The following is a 15868-nucleotide window of genomic DNA, read 5'->3' as shown; positions in this document are numbered from 1 at the left end:
GAATCGTCCCTTGATGGCCGGCTATGCGGAGTCGGCCATCAAGGGCGCCGTCGTTCGCCGCGGCGTGAAGCTCGAGAATGCCCTCATAACGCTGATCTCAAGTACATGGCAGGGCTCACGAGTGCTGCAGGGCAGGCAAGATGACGTCGTCCACGAACTGCTCCAGGTAGTCGGCGTCCGCGGTGAGGCCCTCGAAGAAGGGGCGTGCCACCAACGCGCTCCACACCAGGCTCGGCAGGAACTGCGCCGCCCCAGGGCGGTCAGGCAGCTCCTGGCGCCGCATCGCACGCTCGACAATCCCCGCGAGCTCCTCCCGCGCGGGCTCCAGCATGGACACACGGAACGCCTCGGCAAGCTTCGCGTCCGTCAGCAAAGCGTGGTGCAGAGCCGCGATCATGGTCGTGTCCTTGTCCGCCCGTGATCCCAACTGCTCGAACAGCAAGAGCAGATCGCCGCGGAGACTTCCCGCATCGCCGCCGACCGAGTCGGCCGGCCGCAGCGCCGCCACCGCGGCCGCCACCATCTGCGCCTTACTGCCCCACTGCCGGTAGATGGTGGCCTTGCTGCATCGCCCCCGGGAGGCGATGAGGTCCATGGACAGCGAGCCGTATCCTACCTCACGCAGGATATCCAGCGTGACGTCAAGGAGTTCGCTCGCACGATCCGGCGTCATACGCGGACGGCGGACAGCGCTGCGCACTGCTTGCTCGTGCATGCCAGAAAACCCCTCGATAAAACTGTACGGTTCCGTACCATAATACGATGCCGTGCTCACGTCATGGAGAGGCGACGGCGCGCTCGTTGTCGAGGGCGCCGTCGAGGTGCTCAGGATGCGTCGGAGTTCTCGACGAAGCGCTTAAGAATCTCCTTGTGCCGTGGCGTGGCCTTTCTGACGGGGTAGTGGATGCACCACTCGAAGTAGCGGAAGTCCTTCGCGATACCCCAGCGGCACAGGGCGTCACCCTCGTTGTAGAACTTCGCCATCTCGACGGTCGGTGTGGCGAAGATGTGCAGTGCGTGCTTCCAGTCGCCGGTAGGCCCGCAGCCCCAGGCCATACCCATCGCCGCGATACCGCCCTGGCCGTGCATGTTGTAGGCGTGCAGCACATCGAACAGGGGGCGTGGTGCTCCGTCCAGCCGCCAGGCGCGCAGCGGTTCGGCATCGAAGTCGAAGCTGCCGAACGCCGCGACAAGCGTCTCGGGCGTGGTGATCGTGACCTCGAGTTCGAGCTCCTGCTCCGGCAGTGGCGGCACGTGAGGACCGGCCTTGTAGAGCGGAGCGTGGACGCGCCATTCGAAGAACCACTCTCCGCCGATGGCGCCGCCCGTGAAGAGCGGATCGGCGTGCATCAGTTCACGGGCCTCTTCGAGGGTTTCGGTCCGATAGATGTACAGGATCTCGGTGAAGTCGGCCGAGGGGCCGGCCTCGTAGAACTTCTCGCGCAACCCGTGGTTGTACGCGATGTGCTTGCGGTAGAGGGAATCGAGTTCCGCAGGCAGATCGATCCCCTTGTCGAACAGGGACCGCAGAGCTGCCGCGACGTCCTCGCGCACCTTCGCCGAGCAGGCGAAGAGCCTCTCGGGCACCGGCTCGCTGGCCACCAGTCGCAGAGTTCTCAGCTCTCCGGGCAGGAACGGCGGCTTGGCATCCTCGCCGGTCGACGTGTCATCAGACATCTGTCTCCTCCGTGGCTCCAGCTCTGTGGGCAGATCGGACCGGCGGAGCGGCCAAACTGCTCCGCCCTGGGGTGCCTCGCCCGGTGGTCGGTCAGGTGGAAGCGGCGATGAGGGCGGCCAGCCGGGGCACGAGTGCGGCGGCGTTGGCGTCCAGCGCCGAGCGGGTTTCCTCGTCGAGGAAGGCCAGCCCCGGAGCAGGGTCGTCGCCGTCTTCCGGCAGCGGCAGGTTCGGCCAGTCGGTGCCGAAGACGATCCGGTCCGCGGGAGCCACCAGACGGGTCGTCCGGTAGGCGATCTCGTTGTTGGACAGACCCGTGTCGTAGTACAGGCGGGAAAGGTACGCCAGAGCGCCGGCCGGCGCCTTCCGCGCGAGCTGCGGTTCACGGACGGCCAGCGAGGCGATCCTCTCCGCGAGGAACGGTGTGGCGCCTCCGCAGTGCGCCACCTGCCAGCGGATCCGCGGGAAGCGCTCGAAGATCCCGTTGTAGATCAGGTTCGCCAGCACCCTCGTCGTGTCGAAGGTGAACTCGTACAGCCACGGCGGATGCTCCAGCGGCATTCCGCATGCGGGCAGGGTCGGATGCAGGAAGACGTACGCCTCACGGCGGTCCAGCTCCGCGTACAGAGGCTCCCAGCTCTCGTCGCCGGCGTACGTGCCCTGGTAGTTCGTCATCAGCAGGACGCCGTCCAGCTCCAGCACGTCGAGGCCGTGGGCGACCTCCGCGACCGCGGCGTCGACATCGGGAAGCGGCAGTACCGTCAGCCCGGCGAAGCGGGTCGAGTGCGAGCGCACGGTCTCCGCGAGCTCGTCGTTGATCATCCGCGCCAGCTTGGCCGCCTGGGCGCCGCCCCCCGCGTTCAGGCCCATGGCCATCGGGGACAGCACCGCCCCGTCGATCGCGTAGCGGTCCAACATGCCCAGAATCGCGCCGGCGGTGAGCGACGGCGGGCGGGGCAGACCAGCCGGAACGGGCGGAGCGGGCAGGTTCTGCGGGCTGATGTGGACGTGGGTGTCGATCCTCATGCCGGCTTCACGCAGCGGTTGCGCTGCACTCCCAGGCCGGTGATCTCGCCCTCCATGACGTCGCCGGGGACGAGCCAGCGGTTGCCGTGGTGGCCGGCGTTGCCGGCCGGGGAACCGGTTAGCAGCAGGTCGCCGGGGCGCAGTTCCAGGATCGTCGACGCGTAGGCGACCAGCTGCTCGACCCCGAAGATCATGTCGTCGACGCTTTCGTTCTGCATGACCTCGCCGTTGACCTTCAGTGTGATGCGCAGGTCCCGGTAGTCGGGCACGAACTCGCGCGGCACGAAGTACGGGCCGGTGGGGAAGAACGTCGGCCTGACCTTCGTCATCAGGTAGTCGGTCATTCCTACGTCGGGACGGCTCATAACGTCGCGGGTGCTGATGTCGTTGGAGATCGTGTAGCCGGCCACGTGGTCCAGCGCGTCCGTCACGTCGATGTCCCGGCCACCGCGGCCGATGATCACCGCGAGCTCGAGCTCCCAGTCGTGCTGCTCGCCCGGGCCCCACAGCACGACGTCGTCGGTGGCCCCGCTCACCGTGCTCGGGAGCGCGGCGAAGACGAACGCCTCCCCGTCCAGGCGGCTGCGCCCGAACTTCCGGCCCTCGGCGAAGAGTTCCTCGTCCGACCGCTGGTCGCCCTGCTTGCGCAGCAGCGCGGCGTGCAGCTGCTCGAGATGCGTGTAGTAGTTGGCGCCGCCGCACAGGACCTGCCCGGAGGCCACCGGCGGGAGCGGGCGAAGGCTGTCGAGCGCCAGGCCCTCACCCGGCAGCGCGACGGCCAGCTCGCGGAGCCGTCCCAGCGAGGCTTCCCAGTCGTTCAGCATCGACAGCGTGTCGCTGAACTCAGGCCGCAGGTCGTGTACCCGACCGTCGACGACCAAGCCGGGAAAGGCAACACCGTCTGCGGCGGAGAACGTACCGAGTCCGAAAGTCATAAACACACCCTTCTCTGCGACGGGCCCATATGTAAACCCTCGCGAAATTCGTCATCGAATTACCAGGTCCGGAGCGCCGATTTCTGGGAGCGACGTCGCTTTCATGGCATTCCGCTCTTCCCCTCGATGGAAGATAGCAAGGAATGGAGAGGTAATGAGGTTCGGGGAAAGCACGCTCATCCATCTCTGGCATGACCAGAGGTAATGATCGGCGCCTCGTTGGAGCAGGCGTCGGGCAGCAGCGGGAGCGAGAGGCGGCAGGGAGCGGGCGAGCCCAGGTGCTCGCCTTGTGCGCGAGGTCCTGACGTTACGCCGACTTTATAGTACGGTAACGTACCTTACTATCGGCTCGGGTACCGGGCCCAGGGCGTCCCCGTTCCTTGGACAGGTGATCATGACGTCAGCCGTGAATCTTCGTAAGTTCGATCTCAACCTGTTGGTGGCGCTCGATGCCCTGCTTCATACCCGCAGCGTCACCAAGGCAGGTGAGCAGCTGAACCTTACGCAGTCGGCGGTCAGCGCCGAGCTTCGCCGGCTGCGGCGCATGTTCGACGATGAGCTGCTGACCCGAGTCGGCCGCCACTATGAGCTGACGCCGCTGGCGCAGACCCTCATCGAACCGGTGGAGGACGTGGTCGCGCGGGTCCGGCACACGATCGAGCACCGGGTCACATTCGATCCCGCCGTGGCCTCGCGCCGCTTCTCGCTGGTCATGTCCGACTACACGATGCTCCGGATTCTCCAGCCCGCCCTCTGTCGTGCGGCGGCCCAGGCGCCAGGCGTCGGTCTTGAGGCGCGCCAGCTCAACGATCTGGTGCCCCGCATGCTCGGACACCATGGCGCCGATCTCGTCATTGGCGCGGGCGTGGATCTGGACGGAATCCACTCGCAACGGCTGTCCACCGAACGATTCGTATGCATTGTCTCTGCCGACAACCCGGATGTCGGTGACGAACTGCCCCTCAGCCTGATTGAGTCCCTCCCCCATCTGGCCATCGCCTGGCAGCCATGGATGAGCGCTCTCCTGGCGCAGAAACCCGGAACCGGCTCGCTCATCAGTGAACTCTCGACCTTCCTCGGTCCGCGGCCGGCCGAGGACCGGTGCGCCGACCGCCGTAGGGACGTCGTCGCCGACAGCCTCATGTTGGCGCCCTTCTTGGTGAAGGGAACCCGGCTGGTCGGACTGGTCCCGGAGCGCCTCGCCCACCACTTCCGCGACATCGCCGACCTCAAGGTGTTCGAGCCGCCGTTTCCGATGCCGGAGCTCCACGAGACGATGTACTGGAGCGATCTGGCTCATACGGATCCGGCGCACGTCTGGCTGCGACAGATGATCGCGGATGTCGCCGCCGGCGAGGCCGACACCGGATCGTCGTCCTTGCCGGAGCTGGAGGCCGATGACCGAGTGCTCTCCGCCATCGGTGCACTCTGAGGGGTGCGAAGGCACAGGGCCGCGGAGGAAATCGCCGCGGCCCTTCTCGGTGAATCTGCCCGTACCGGGCCTCGGTCGTCACGGCTCTCCCGCTCACCGTGGCATCCGTTGACTGACGGGCGGGCCACTGAGATCAGCTGTGGTCGAGCGAAGATCCGCAGGACCGGGTCAGCCGGGTCGTTCAGACCGGCGGAGCGATGAAGGCGCTGTGGTCGGCCTCGTTGTGGGTCTCCTTGCCGATGGCCTCCTCCATCGGGTTGTTGGCCGTGCCCCACTGGTCTGACACCCCGTCCTTGGACGGGTCGTAGACGTGCGGGTGCCAGGTGTCCTCGTCCAGGATCTCCAGCTCCGTCGTGTACTCGACCATGTTCCCCTGCGGGTCCAGGAAGTAGCTGAACGTGTTGTCGCCGGCGAAGTGCCGCCCCGGCCCCCACATGAACGTGGCGCCGGACTTCTTCACCCGGCCCGTACCGCGCATGTACTCGTCGAGACCACGCATCTCGAACGAGATGTGGTGCAGCGACTGGTGCGGAGCCGCGGCGATCGCCATGGAGTGGTGCTGCGGGTTCATCCGCATGAAGTGCATCGCATCGCCGATCTTCGGGTGCCGGATGGTGTCCGACAGCGCGAAGTTCAGATGACGCTCGTACCACTCCCGCGTCTTGTTGATGTCCGGGGAGTTGAGCACCACGTGCGACAGCCGGACCGGGATCGACTCACGCTCCTCGATCCGCCGGTGCTTGCGCGGCGACACGTCGGCCGTCACCTCCACCGTGCGCCCGTCACCGTCGAAGAAGCGGAAACCGTAGCCGCCGCCCGGCGTGTCGATCCGGTCCGGCTGAGTGATCAGCTGGACGCCCCCGGCCAGGAGCTTCTCCGCCAGGGCGTCCACGTCCAGCGTGGTCGCCGCACCGTAGGACACGAGGTCGAGTCGCTTCTCCTCCGACTTCCGCAGACGCACCACATACTGCTCCGGACTGCCCTCCGCGGCCAGGAAGGAAATGCCGGAATCCTCCGCGACCTTGGTAAGACCCCAGACCCCGGAATAGAACTCAAGCTCTTTTTCGTAGTCCGGCACACCGATGTCCACATGCCGGAGGTGAGTGATAAGGCGGTCGGTCATGATCGTCCTTCGCTGATCGACGATGGCGGTGCGGTGCGGTATTCACAGAGCGACGGCAGGGCCCGGAACGAGATAGGCCCGCGCGGTGCAGCATCGACGGGAATACCCTCCCGGATATCAACTCTGCCAGCCTTCTCGCGCCTCATGAAATTGATTCCGTTGATGCTGGATATTCACGGGGTCACTGGCGTGCGCACTTTGATCTTTTTGGGTAGAACGTCCCTTGTGGGTGCGGGACCCAGTTCATGGCAGGTATCGTCGCCGCGCGTGGGCCGGGGAGCATGAGATTCTCTAGTGCTGCTCCGTCTGCGCACTCTCGATGAGATCCCCCAGGACCGCCCTGTGGCGTGGCGTGGCCTTTCGTCGCGGATAGTGAATGCACCACTCGAAGTAGCGGAAGTCCGACACGATGCCCCACCGGTAAAGGGCGTCCATCTCGTTGTGGAACTTCGCCATCTCGATCGAAGGAACCGCGAGGATGTGCAGGGCCTTGTCGAGGTCGGCGTTCGGGCCGCACGCCCAGGTGATGCCCATCGTCGCCGTTCCGCCCTCGCCGTACAGGTTGTAGAGGTGCAGCAGTTGGAAGAGCGGACGCGGGGCCTTGCCCTGCTGCCAGTCCTTCATCGGCTCCAGGTCGAAGGTTCCGTATGACGCGATCAGCGTCCGCGGGGTCGTCACCTCGACTTCCACCTCCTGCACCTGCTCCGGCATGAACGGCAGCCGGCTCTTGTACAGCGGCGGATGGATGTGCCACTCGAAGTACGAGTCGTCGTGGAAGACCCCGGCCGCGTACAGAGGGTCGGCCCGCATCAGCTTCCGCGCTTCCTCCAAGCTTTCCGTCCGGTATATGTACAGGATTTCAGTGAAGTCGGCCGAAGGCCCGGCCTCGTAGAACGCGTCGCCGAGGCCGTCGCTGTACGAAAGATGACTCTCGTAGACGGGTCGGATGCCCTCGGGGAGCTCAGAGCCCAGGTCAAACCTGGCCTGCAACGCTGCGGCGAAGTCGGCACGCACTTTCGCCGAGCAGACGAAAAGGACCTCGGGGACGGGTTCGGTCGGCACCAGCCTCAGGGTCCGCAATTCGCCGGGAACAATCCGTTGGGAAGGTTGGTCAGCCATGTTGTTCCACTTCCTGAGCGAGGATGTCGTTCGCTGAGAAGCTGACACGGAAGCCCAGGGCAGGACCACCACGTGGTTCATGAACATCGTCCATGCCTGGGATTTCCGACGGTTATGCGCCGGTGCCGGAGTCGACGTCCGCTCTGGTGCGTCCGGCGGCGGTGCGGGAAAGCGGCTAGCCGGGCTGACGGGCTCCCGTGAGGTGAAGGGCCTCGGCCTGTCGGCGGCGCTCATTGTCGTCCGATGTCGTACGCGAACGCCCCCACCGGCTGCCCAGCCAGCCCAGGAGGAAGGCGACCGGGATGGAGATCAGACCGGGGTTGCGCACCGGGAGCCAGGCGAAGTCCACGTCGGGGAGAAGGGAGTTGGGGCTGCCGGACATCGCGGGTGAGAAGAGCGGCAGCAACACGGCCAGCACCACTCCTCCGAAGACGGTCCACAGCAGTCCGCTGCGGTTGTATCCGGGCCAGTACAAGCTGTAGACCAGCGCCGGAAGGATGGCAGAGGCGGCGACGCTCGTGGCGAGCTGCGAACCGAAGCCGGTTGGGGAACCCTGCAGCACGACGGCTACCAGGACGCCGAGTCCACCGAGAGCGAGAGACGCGGTGCGTGCTACGGCGATTTCCGTGCCGGGGGCGGCCGGACTGCGGCGCACGACATGAACGTAGACGTCGCGGGCGACCGATGAGGCCGCGGCCAGGGTGGTGCCTCCGATCACGGAGAGCGCCGTGAGGAATGCCGCGCAGGCGACGGCGGTGAACAGCAAGTTGCCCAGAACCGTTGCCTGCCCGCCGAGCAGCGAGCGGGTGATCAGGAGGAGAGCGGCGTCCCCGTCGGCGTCGCCGCTCCTGATCGCGTCGCTGCCGAGCACAGCGGAGGCTCCCAGTCCCAGCAGGACGAGCGCGAGGCAGACCACGGCGACGACGATGGCGGTGTGCCGGACCGAACGCCGCGCGGCGGCGCCGTCCCGAGCGGCGTGCATCCGCAGGAGGATGTGCGGCATACAAGCCGTGCCCAGTACCAGCACCAGCTGCAGTCCGATCAGGTCGACACGGCCCTCGGCGCTGTGCCCCAGCAGGTTTCCTGGTTGCAGGTAGTGCTGCTGTCGGCTCCCGCGCGCGGCGTCCGACACCAGCGTGTCGAGGTTGCCGTGGAAATGAACCAGCACCGCCAGACTGCTCACGGCCAGCGCTGCGAGAGTGACCGCACCGGAGAGGATCTGCACCAACGTGAGGCCCCGCATGCCGCCAAGAGCGGCACAGAGCACCACCAGCACCCCGAGCAACAACGTGCAGACCTGCTTCGCGCCGAGCGAGGAGAGGCCCATGAGCTGGGCGGTGATGGCGCCGGCGCCGTTCAGCTGAATGGCCAGGAATGGCACGCAGACGCCCAGGGTCGCCACGGCGGCGGCGATTCTCGGCGAGGTACCGGAAATCCGGAGGGCGAAAAGGTCGCCCAGGGTGTGCGCGCCGCTCTGCCGAAGCGGCCTGGCGAACAGGATCAGGACACCGAGGGAGAGCACCAGGTCCAAGGCCATGGTGATGCCGTCGAAGCCGCTGATGGCCACGACTCCGGTGACGTTCAGCAGAACCGTGGTCGCCAGGTAAGTGCCGGAGAGAGCGGCACCGTTCCGCAGGGGCGAGAGTGTCCGCGAGCCGACGTGGAAGTCGGCCGCGCTGTCGCCGTCAGGTCCTCCCATGATGGACAGGAACAGGGCGACGACGATGAATCCAAGGAAGCCGACCAGCACGAACGACGGGCTGCCGACGTCGACCGCACTTTCGGCTGCGGACCAGGTCACGGGTTTCTCCCCGGTCTGGCAAAGAGCGTGTGCGGCCCTTGAGGGGCAGGTTCTGCGGTTCCACCGGCGGCAAGCCGGGTGAGCGGCTCCAGGTGACGGGCGCACTGGCGGTCGTACCGGTCGACGGTCCACAGCAGGATGAGTGCCTGTATCAGGCAGATCAGCAGTCCCACGGTCAGGGGACCGGTGAGCACGGTGGTACCGAACACGGCACTGCCGGTCAGACCCACTGCAGAGATCAGCACGAAGCACACGGCGTTGGCACCGACGAGCGAGCGATCCAGTCTCCGCGAGACCTCGCGGATCTTGGTGAGGGCGATGCTTCTCGCATCGGGGTGGTCCCCGTCCGGATCGTGCAGCGGGTGGGATGTAAGTGGGGACGAACGCAACGGTTCCGCCAATGTCATCAGAAGGCTGCCTGGAGCGGCAGCGGAGTGGAAGCGGGTGACCCTCCGCACCGTGCAGGGGGATGCCGGTCGGCGAACTGGCTGCAGTCGGAGGGCGGGGGCCGGACGGCTCACGTCGCACGACGGCGATGGGTCGCACACGAACCGGGCCGACGACGTTGGTTCACGTGGCCGCCCCGCAATCACCTACTGTGCGCAATCGACGGCGATTAGTGAAATCGATTCCGTCAATGTCCTTTATCGATCCTGCGATTGGGGCGGCTCGTTCCGAGAACCAATTGATCGCCAGTCGGCTCAACCCACGGGAGCGGTGGCCGTGTAGGTGTGGAAGCCAGACGTGTACCGCAGTTCGCCATCGGGCAGTACTGCCAGGGCCTCCAGACCCTCGGCCGCCTCAAGGGCGTCGAGCCAGTCGGCTCCCATGGCGAATCCGGCCGTGGCCCAGATGTCGGCCCGGGCCAGGTCCCTGCCCACGACCGTGAGTGAGGCAAGGCCCGTTGCCGGCTCGCCGGTGTGCGGGTTCACGATGTGGCAGCCCCGCTCTGCGGTGCCCGAAGTGGCCACGGCGAGCCCTTCGTGCGCGACGATCGCGGCCAGGCGGCCTGGGCGCAGCGGATGCGCGATGCCGATGCGCCAGGGTTGACCCGGCGCGGGGCCGCCCGAGGTCTGGACGTCTCCGCCTCCGCAAATGCTGTGCCGCCGCGAGCCCGCTGCCTGCAGGATCCGCGACGCCTCCGTCACGGCCCATCCTTTGACGTAGCCGGAGGGGTCGAGGCGGCCGGTGGACCTGAGGTTGAACCAACCGTCCGTCTCCCGCTCCGCTTCGGCGCAAGCCGCCAGCACCCGGGCGACTTCGGGCTCGCAGGTGTCGGGCGTGGCTTCGCCGCGGTCGAGGCGGCTGACCGCGCTGTCCTCCCGGTACGTGGAGTACAGCGCGTCGATGCGGTGAAGTCGGTCAGCCGCCTCGTGCAGTGCGTCCTCGACGTCCAGGAGTCGTCCTTTTGTCTCCGCGTCGCGGACGTCGAAGGAGAACACGGTGCCCATGACGTGCACGACTTGGCGCAGCGGAGCGCCGCTCACAGTCCGGCCTTGTCGATCGCGCTCTGCAGGGACTGGGTGTAGCCGTCGCTGGTGTAGGTGGCCCCGGACACCACGTCTATGTGGGCGCTCTGGGCCACTATTGCCTCCTGACGGAGCTGTGGCAGCGCCCGGCTGTTGAGCATCTGGTCGACGGGGTTTTCCTTGGGGTACTCCGGCACGGAGATGTCGGTGATCTTTCCGTCCTTGACCGTGATCTTGACCTGGATCGGACCGTAGCGCGTGTTCGCCGCGTCCCCAGTGACGGTCTTGGCCGCCGAAGCGGAGCCGCTGCCAGACGTCGCGCTGGGGCTGGCACCGCTCGGCAGCGGGCCACTGGCGACAGCGCCGCCTGTAGTCGGAGGCAAGGGGTTGGAATCGGCCACGGCTGTCTTGAGGGAGAGCAACAGCACCACGCCTGAGGCGGTGGCGGCGGTGGTCACGATGAATCGGCGCACCATAACTCCTACGAGCGTGCGGGCGGGTGATGGACTTCAGAAGGCGAAGGACTCGAAGTGGATGCGGCTGCGCGGCACCCCGGCGGAGCGGAGTGCGGACACAGCCGTGGCGGTCATCGCCTCTGGCCCGCAGAGGAAGACGTCGTGCCGGGCCAGATCGGGAATGATGGTTTTCAGGTTCTCGGCGGTAAGGAGTTCGCCCACCTTGTTGCGCCGCCCCACGAGGTACTGGAGCCGCGCACCGCGCTCGGCGGCGATGGCTTCCAGTTCGGAGCGGAAGAGTATGTCCTTCGCGTGGCTGGCCCGGTAAAGCAGGGTCAGGTCACCAGGGGCGGTCGGCAGCGTCTCGAACAGGGCCCGTAGCGGCGTGATGCCGACCCCGGCCGCCAGGAGCAGCACTTTGCGTGAACGCCGGCGTGCCGCCGTGAAGGCTCCGTACGGTCCCTCCGCGCGGACCCTGGTACCGGGCTTCAGCCGGGCCGCCGCCGCGCTGTGATCTCCCAGCCCCTTGACGGTGAAGCGCAGGTACTCCGGGTTTGCGGGGGCCGAGAGCGAGTACGGGTGAGCAGTCCAGCGCAGACCGGGCGCCATGAACTGCAGTCGGAAGAACTGTCCCGGCTTGGCCCGCAGCTTCTCCAGCCGCCGCCCGGTGACGAAGACGGAGACGGTGCCGGGCCCCTCTCGCCGCACCTCCGCCACCCGCAGTCGGTGCCGCAAGTCCGAAAGGAACGGCATGCAGAGACGGAACCAACAGACCAGCAGCACCGCACCGAGATACAGGGCCAGCCAGGCCAGACGAGCCGGCGGCTCGGCGATGAACTGGGCTCCGTCGGAGAGCTGGTGGGCGAAGGAGAGTGCGACCGCGAGATACGTGCCCAGGTGGAGGTAGTACCAGGTTTCGTAGCGCAGCCGAAGGCGGGCGACACGTGCGGAGGTGATCGCCACCGCGAAGAGGAGGAAGGTGCCGGCCGTGGCTTTGAGCATGTCCGGGTAGTGGAAGACGATGTCCACCGTCTCCGTCATGATCCCTTTCCCGCCGGTCAGCGCGTACCCCCAGATGATGAGCACGATGTGCGCGATGAGGAGACCCGTCAGGTACCGGCCGCCCATGGCGTGCCAGCGGGCGACGCGGTCAGTGCCGACGCCCCGTTCGAGGAAGGGCAGGCGGGCCATGAGCACGATGAGCACGGGGGCGGCGTATCCGGCCAGCAGTCCGGTGATCCGACCGGCCTCACTGAGCCACGCGCCACTGCCCGAGACGGACTCGGTGCTCTTCCACCACAGGCCTGTCACCGCGATGGCGCCAGCCCAGATGACGGTGAGTACCGCGGCCGGCATGGTCCTGCGGACGAAGGGGGTCCCTGAGGCGATGAGTCCTGTGTCCTGGGCATGGGATGCCATGGCTTCCTTCACGGGATAGGTCGACGGGCCTGCCAGATGAGCGTCCTTTTGAGCTGTGGCAGGAGACGGGAGGCAGAAGGCAGGAGATGCTGCCAGGCCTCGACAAGGCGAGTTTTCCTGAGAGCCTTGAATGTGTCGTCGCGCGAGCGCGGTGCTTTTCCGTACCACGTCGGGGCCACCTCCGGCACGGAAAACAGCCGTCGGAATACCGCGGCTGCGGTAGGCGTGAGTGACGCGCCGGGGCGACGTCTCCGCTGCCGGTGGTGTTTACGCTGGGCGCATGTGGACCGCAGTACGCTGCTGGGCGCGGCAAAATCCCGTAATCGTCGATCTCGCGTTGGTCGGCGTGGTCTATCTGTGCACCTTGATCGCTTTCGGGGCGCGCTTCTCGGAGCGGCCGTCCGCGCATCCGATGGCGACGGACGCCCTTCTGGCCGCTGCCGCCACCGCGCCGTTGCTGGCACGACGACGCGCGCCCTTCTGGGCGCTCGGCATCGCGACGGCGGTATGCGTGATCGTCCAGGCCACCGGCGGAGAGGTCGCTCCTCTCATCACCCCGTTGAGTGTGGCCCTGTACAACATGGCGGTGCGCACCGAGCGGCGTACCGCCTGGACCGCCGCGGCCGTGACGGCGGCATGCACGATCGGTCCGGCCGTGCTCTGGGCACCCGGCCTGCTCCTTGGACCCCAGCGCCTCGGCGCGCTCACGTGGATTGGGCTGGCCACCGCCCTGGGCGACTCGGTACGCAGCCAGCGTGCCTACGTGAAGGCGCTGACAGAACGCGCGACGCGGGCGGAACGCAATCGAGAGGAAGAGGCAGCCCGCCGTGTCACCGACGAGCGGATGCGCATCGCGCGGGAACTGCACGATGTGGTGGCCCACGAACTCACCCTGATCACTACGCAGTCCAGTATCTCCATCCATCTCGGACAACGTGATCCGGCGGTACTGGTGGACAACCTGGTAGCCATCCGCAACCACTCCAAGCAGGCACTCGACGAACTGCGCGCGATCGTGGGCCTTCTCACCCAGCCTGGTGATGGCGCCACGCCGCGCGATCCGGTCCCAGGACTTCACCGATTGGAAGAGCTGGTGGCGTCGTTCGCCCGCGCGGGGCTTCGGGTCGAGGTCGTCAAGGAAGGCGAGAAGCAGTCCCTTCCGTCGGCGGTGGACCTCGCCGCGTACCGCATCGTCCAGGAGGCACTGACCAATGTGCGCAAGCACGGCGGTGTGGACGTTGCCCGGCTCCGGGTCGGCTTCGGGCACGATGCTGTACGCATCACCGTCGAGAACAGCGGGTCCGTCAACGCCGCGGCACCGGACAACAGTGCTTCAGGCGGCACCGGACGGGGCCTGATCAGCATCCGGGAGCGAACGGCTGCGGTGGGAGGCCAGGTCGTCGTGGGCCGACGTCCACAGGGAGGGTTCTCCGTTGACGCACGGCTGCCCTTTGTTCGCCCCGTCCGCATGGCCGAGCAGCCGAGCGGAGTCGGCCGGTGACCATCCGTGTCGTACTCGCCGACGACCAGGCGCTTCTACGGGGCATGATCCGCCTGTTGATCGACAACACGCCCGGCATGGAGGTGGTCGGAGAAGCCGCGAACGGCGCCGATGCCGTGGCGCTGGCTCGGGAGCACCGTGCGGACGTCGTGCTGATGGACATTCGCATGCCTGAGGTCGACGGGCTGGAAGCGACTCGGATGCTGACGTCGGACGAGCATCTGTGCGACGTGAAGGTGCTCATCCTCACCACTTTCGAGGTCGATGAGTACGTCGCTGAGGCGATCCGGGCCGGAGCCAGCGGATTCATCGGCAAGGGTGCCGATCCGGCCGAGCTCGTCGGTGCGATCGAGACGGTGGCGGCCGGCGAATCACTACTCTCCACGGCTGCGACCCGCGCCCTGATGGAGCGCTTCCGGCATCTGTCCGAGCCACCGGTCAATCGTCGCCCGGAGCAGATGGAGCTGCTTACTCCCCGGGAGCGGGAGACGCTCACGCTGGTCGCCCAGGGGCTGACCAACAACGAGATCTCCGCGCGCCTGCAGCTGAGCCCGCACACAGTGAAGACCCACGTCAACCGGACGATGGCCAAGCTGGGCGTGAGCGACCGCGCCCAACTCGTCGTCATCGCTTATGAGAGCGGCCTCGTTCGACCAGGGCGGCCCTGACCGGCCAGTCCCGCGACACCGACCCGGCTAATAGAGATTTGTTCTAGAAACATATTCTGGTTATCGCGGGCTGTCATGGAGACAGCAGTCGTGACTGGCGGTAATCGAGGTATCGGGTACGCGGTATGCGAGGCGCTGGCGGACAAGGGCTACCGCGTCGTCGCGGTGGCGCGTGACCCCGCCGCATCGGTGCCTCAGGGAGTCGAGGTGATCCAAGGCGACCTCGCCTCACGGCGGACGGTGGACGCCTTGGCGAAGGACCTGGCGGCGGCATGTCCCGCCATCGACGTGCTCGTCCACAACGCTGCCCTCTGGCCGACCGAACTGCAGCACAACGAGGACGGCATCGAGGCCTCGTTCGCGATCAACCACCTGGCGCCGTTCCAACTGAACCTGGCACTGGAGCCCCGGCTGCGGCGCGTGGTGCAGGTCAGCGCTGGCCTCTACACCAGGGGCGAGATCGATCCGAACCGCACGCCGTGGGGCAAGGACTTCAGCAGTACCCGCACGTACTGCGACACCAAGCGTGCGAATGTGCTGATGATGCCGCTGTTCGCGGAGCGCTGGCGGGACACCGGCGTGACCATCGACGCAGTGCATCCCTGCGTGATCCGCACCGGCCTGGGCGATCGGGGTGGCGCACAGGGCGTGATGCTCCGCGTGGCGAAGCGGCTGTGGCCGGGCCCGGCCAAAGGGGCGGCCCCCGTGGTCCGCCTGGCGACGGACACCACGGGCACGGGGCGCTACTTCAACACTCACAAGGAAGAGCCCCTGCAGGGCGACCCCGAGCTGGCGCGCCGGCTGTGGGACCAGGCACGGGAGCTGACCGGTGCCGACCGCTAAGCAACGCCGGGGGGAGGAGACCAGACAGCGCCTGCTGGACGCAGCGCTGGCCGCCCACGAGGCGGGCGAGGCGACCGTGCAGTCCGTCCTTGCGAGCAGCGGGGTGAGCCTCGGGAGCCCCTACCACCACTTCGGCAGTTTCGACGGGCTGATCGCGGCCCTGTTCGCCCGATGCCTGGGAGAGATGCTCGACGCGACCGTGGCCGACCTGGAGCGGGCGAGGACGGCCCGCACCGGCGTGACCGCGGCGGCCAAGGCCTACCTCTCCTTCACCATGGACCGGCCTGCCGAGGCACGAGTGATCCACCTGCCGGAGTACATCGCCTACCGGCCCGCCCACGCCGAGGTAATCGCCGAGGCCAAGCGCCCCCGCATGGCCCGCACCTCCGCGTGACCGGCACC

General features: G+C 67.1%; 16 protein-coding genes. 5 read left to right on the top strand and 11 right to left on the bottom strand.

Features of this window, described 5'->3' with window-relative positions; all coding sequences use genetic code 11:
• Positions 1-115: 115 nt before the first annotated feature.
• The 4 genes from ACFWXC_RS00940 to ACFWXC_RS00925 all read right to left on the bottom strand — a co-directional run bounded on the left by ACFWXC_RS00940 (position 116) and on the right by ACFWXC_RS00925 (position 3636).
• Complete coding sequence (locus tag ACFWXC_RS00940) at positions 116-715, bottom strand: TetR/AcrR family transcriptional regulator (protein ID WP_384470929.1); 600 nt, start codon at positions 713-715, stop codon at positions 116-118.
• Positions 716-825: 110 nt separating this feature from the next.
• Entirely contained in the window at positions 826-1677 is an 852-nt protein-coding gene (locus ACFWXC_RS00935; protein ID WP_384470926.1) for a hypothetical protein, read from the bottom strand.
• A gap of 91 nt (positions 1678-1768) precedes the next feature.
• The gene (locus tag ACFWXC_RS00930; RefSeq protein ID WP_384470923.1) at positions 1769-2701 is read right to left on the bottom strand and encodes an amidohydrolase family protein; all 933 of its coding nucleotides are present in this window, start codon (positions 2699-2701) and stop codon (positions 1769-1771) included.
• Entirely contained in the window at positions 2698-3636 is a 939-nt protein-coding gene (locus ACFWXC_RS00925; protein ID WP_384470920.1) for a fumarylacetoacetate hydrolase family protein, read from the bottom strand. Before ACFWXC_RS00925 ends, ACFWXC_RS00930 begins: the two co-directional genes overlap by 4 nt.
• A 394-nt stretch (positions 3637-4030) precedes the next feature.
• Between ACFWXC_RS00925 and ACFWXC_RS00920 the strand changes: the two genes are divergently transcribed.
• Positions 4031-5068: a LysR family transcriptional regulator gene (locus ACFWXC_RS00920; RefSeq protein ID WP_384470917.1), complete on the top strand. Its 1038-nt coding sequence runs from the start codon at positions 4031-4033 to the stop codon at positions 5066-5068.
• Between the two features lie 181 nt (positions 5069-5249).
• On the opposite strand, the gene ACFWXC_RS00915 is transcribed toward ACFWXC_RS00920, so the two are convergent.
• The 7 genes from ACFWXC_RS00915 to ACFWXC_RS00885 all read right to left on the bottom strand — a co-directional run bounded on the left by ACFWXC_RS00915 (position 5250) and on the right by ACFWXC_RS00885 (position 12454).
• Positions 5250-6191: a VOC family protein gene (locus ACFWXC_RS00915; protein ID WP_384470914.1), complete on the bottom strand. Its 942-nt coding sequence runs from the start codon at positions 6189-6191 to the stop codon at positions 5250-5252.
• 291 nt (positions 6192-6482) lie between these two features.
• The gene (locus ACFWXC_RS00910; RefSeq protein WP_384470911.1) at positions 6483-7253 is read right to left on the bottom strand and encodes a YciI family protein; all 771 of its coding nucleotides are present in this window, start codon (positions 7251-7253) and stop codon (positions 6483-6485) included.
• Positions 7254-7485: 232 nt separating this feature from the next.
• The gene (locus ACFWXC_RS00905) at positions 7486-9111 is read right to left on the bottom strand and encodes a cation acetate symporter (protein ID WP_384470908.1); all 1626 of its coding nucleotides are present in this window, start codon (positions 9109-9111) and stop codon (positions 7486-7488) included.
• Entirely contained in the window at positions 9108-9518 is a 411-nt protein-coding gene (locus ACFWXC_RS00900; RefSeq protein ID WP_384470905.1) for a hypothetical protein, read from the bottom strand. The genes ACFWXC_RS00905 and ACFWXC_RS00900 overlap by 4 nt, the downstream gene beginning before the upstream one ends.
• Positions 9519-9812: 294 nt before the next feature.
• Positions 9813-10598 (bottom strand): FAD:protein FMN transferase, encoded by a 786-nt coding sequence (locus tag ACFWXC_RS00895; protein WP_384470902.1) that lies wholly within the window; start codon positions 10596-10598, stop codon positions 9813-9815.
• Positions 10595-11038, bottom strand: coding sequence for an FMN-binding protein (locus ACFWXC_RS00890; RefSeq protein ID WP_384470898.1), 444 nt, complete (start codon positions 11036-11038; stop codon positions 10595-10597). The genes ACFWXC_RS00895 and ACFWXC_RS00890 overlap by 4 nt, the downstream gene beginning before the upstream one ends.
• 51 nt (positions 11039-11089) lie before the next feature.
• Positions 11090-12454 (bottom strand): ferric reductase-like transmembrane domain-containing protein, encoded by a 1365-nt coding sequence (locus ACFWXC_RS00885; RefSeq protein WP_384470894.1) that lies wholly within the window; start codon positions 12452-12454, stop codon positions 11090-11092.
• Positions 12455-12734: 280 nt separating this feature from the next.
• Between ACFWXC_RS00885 and ACFWXC_RS00880 the strand changes: the two genes are divergently transcribed.
• The 4 genes from ACFWXC_RS00880 to ACFWXC_RS00865 all read left to right on the top strand — a co-directional run bounded on the left by ACFWXC_RS00880 (position 12735) and on the right by ACFWXC_RS00865 (position 15860).
• Positions 12735-13955 (top strand): sensor histidine kinase, encoded by a 1221-nt coding sequence (locus ACFWXC_RS00880; RefSeq protein ID WP_384470891.1) that lies wholly within the window; start codon positions 12735-12737, stop codon positions 13953-13955.
• The gene (locus ACFWXC_RS00875) at positions 13952-14623 is read left to right on the top strand and encodes a response regulator (protein ID WP_384470888.1); all 672 of its coding nucleotides are present in this window, start codon (positions 13952-13954) and stop codon (positions 14621-14623) included. Before ACFWXC_RS00880 ends, ACFWXC_RS00875 begins: the two co-directional genes overlap by 4 nt.
• Before the next feature lie 90 nt (positions 14624-14713).
• Positions 14714-15466, top strand: a complete 753-nt coding sequence (locus ACFWXC_RS00870) for an SDR family NAD(P)-dependent oxidoreductase (protein WP_384470885.1) — start codon at positions 14714-14716, stop codon at positions 15464-15466.
• Positions 15453-15860, top strand: a complete 408-nt coding sequence (locus tag ACFWXC_RS00865) for a TetR/AcrR family transcriptional regulator (RefSeq protein ID WP_384470882.1) — start codon at positions 15453-15455, stop codon at positions 15858-15860. The genes ACFWXC_RS00870 and ACFWXC_RS00865 overlap by 14 nt, the downstream gene beginning before the upstream one ends.
• The last annotated feature ends 8 nt before the right edge of the window (positions 15861-15868 follow it).

This window comes from Streptomyces sp. NPDC058683 (assembly GCF_042716195.1).
Taxonomy (GTDB): domain Bacteria; phylum Actinomycetota; class Actinomycetes; order Streptomycetales; family Streptomycetaceae; genus Streptomyces.
Note: the sequence above shows the minus strand (reverse complement) of the source record. Positions and strands in the feature narration are given on the sequence as shown.

Coding starts and splice junctions, on each gene's coding strand:
- ACFWXC_RS00940 (WP_384470929.1), bottom strand. CDS start 715: ATGCACGAGCAAGCAGTGCGCAGCGCTGTCCGCCGTCCGCGTATGACG.
- ACFWXC_RS00900 (WP_384470905.1), bottom strand. CDS start 9,518: ATGACATTGGCGGAACCGTTGCGTTCGTCCCCACTTACATCCCACCCG.
- ACFWXC_RS00880 (WP_384470891.1), top strand. CDS start 12,735: ATGTGGACCGCAGTACGCTGCTGGGCGCGGCAAAATCCCGTAATCGTC.
- ACFWXC_RS00935 (WP_384470926.1), bottom strand. CDS start 1,677: ATGTCTGATGACACGTCGACCGGCGAGGATGCCAAGCCGCCGTTCCTG.
- ACFWXC_RS00920 (WP_384470917.1), top strand. CDS start 4,031: ATGACGTCAGCCGTGAATCTTCGTAAGTTCGATCTCAACCTGTTGGTG.
- ACFWXC_RS00915 (WP_384470914.1), bottom strand. CDS start 6,191: ATGACCGACCGCCTTATCACTCACCTCCGGCATGTGGACATCGGTGTG.
- ACFWXC_RS00930 (WP_384470923.1), bottom strand. CDS start 2,701: ATGAGGATCGACACCCACGTCCACATCAGCCCGCAGAACCTGCCCGCT.
- ACFWXC_RS00885 (WP_384470894.1), bottom strand. CDS start 12,454: ATGGCATCCCATGCCCAGGACACAGGACTCATCGCCTCAGGGACCCCC.
- ACFWXC_RS00925 (WP_384470920.1), bottom strand. CDS start 3,636: ATGACTTTCGGACTCGGTACGTTCTCCGCCGCAGACGGTGTTGCCTTT.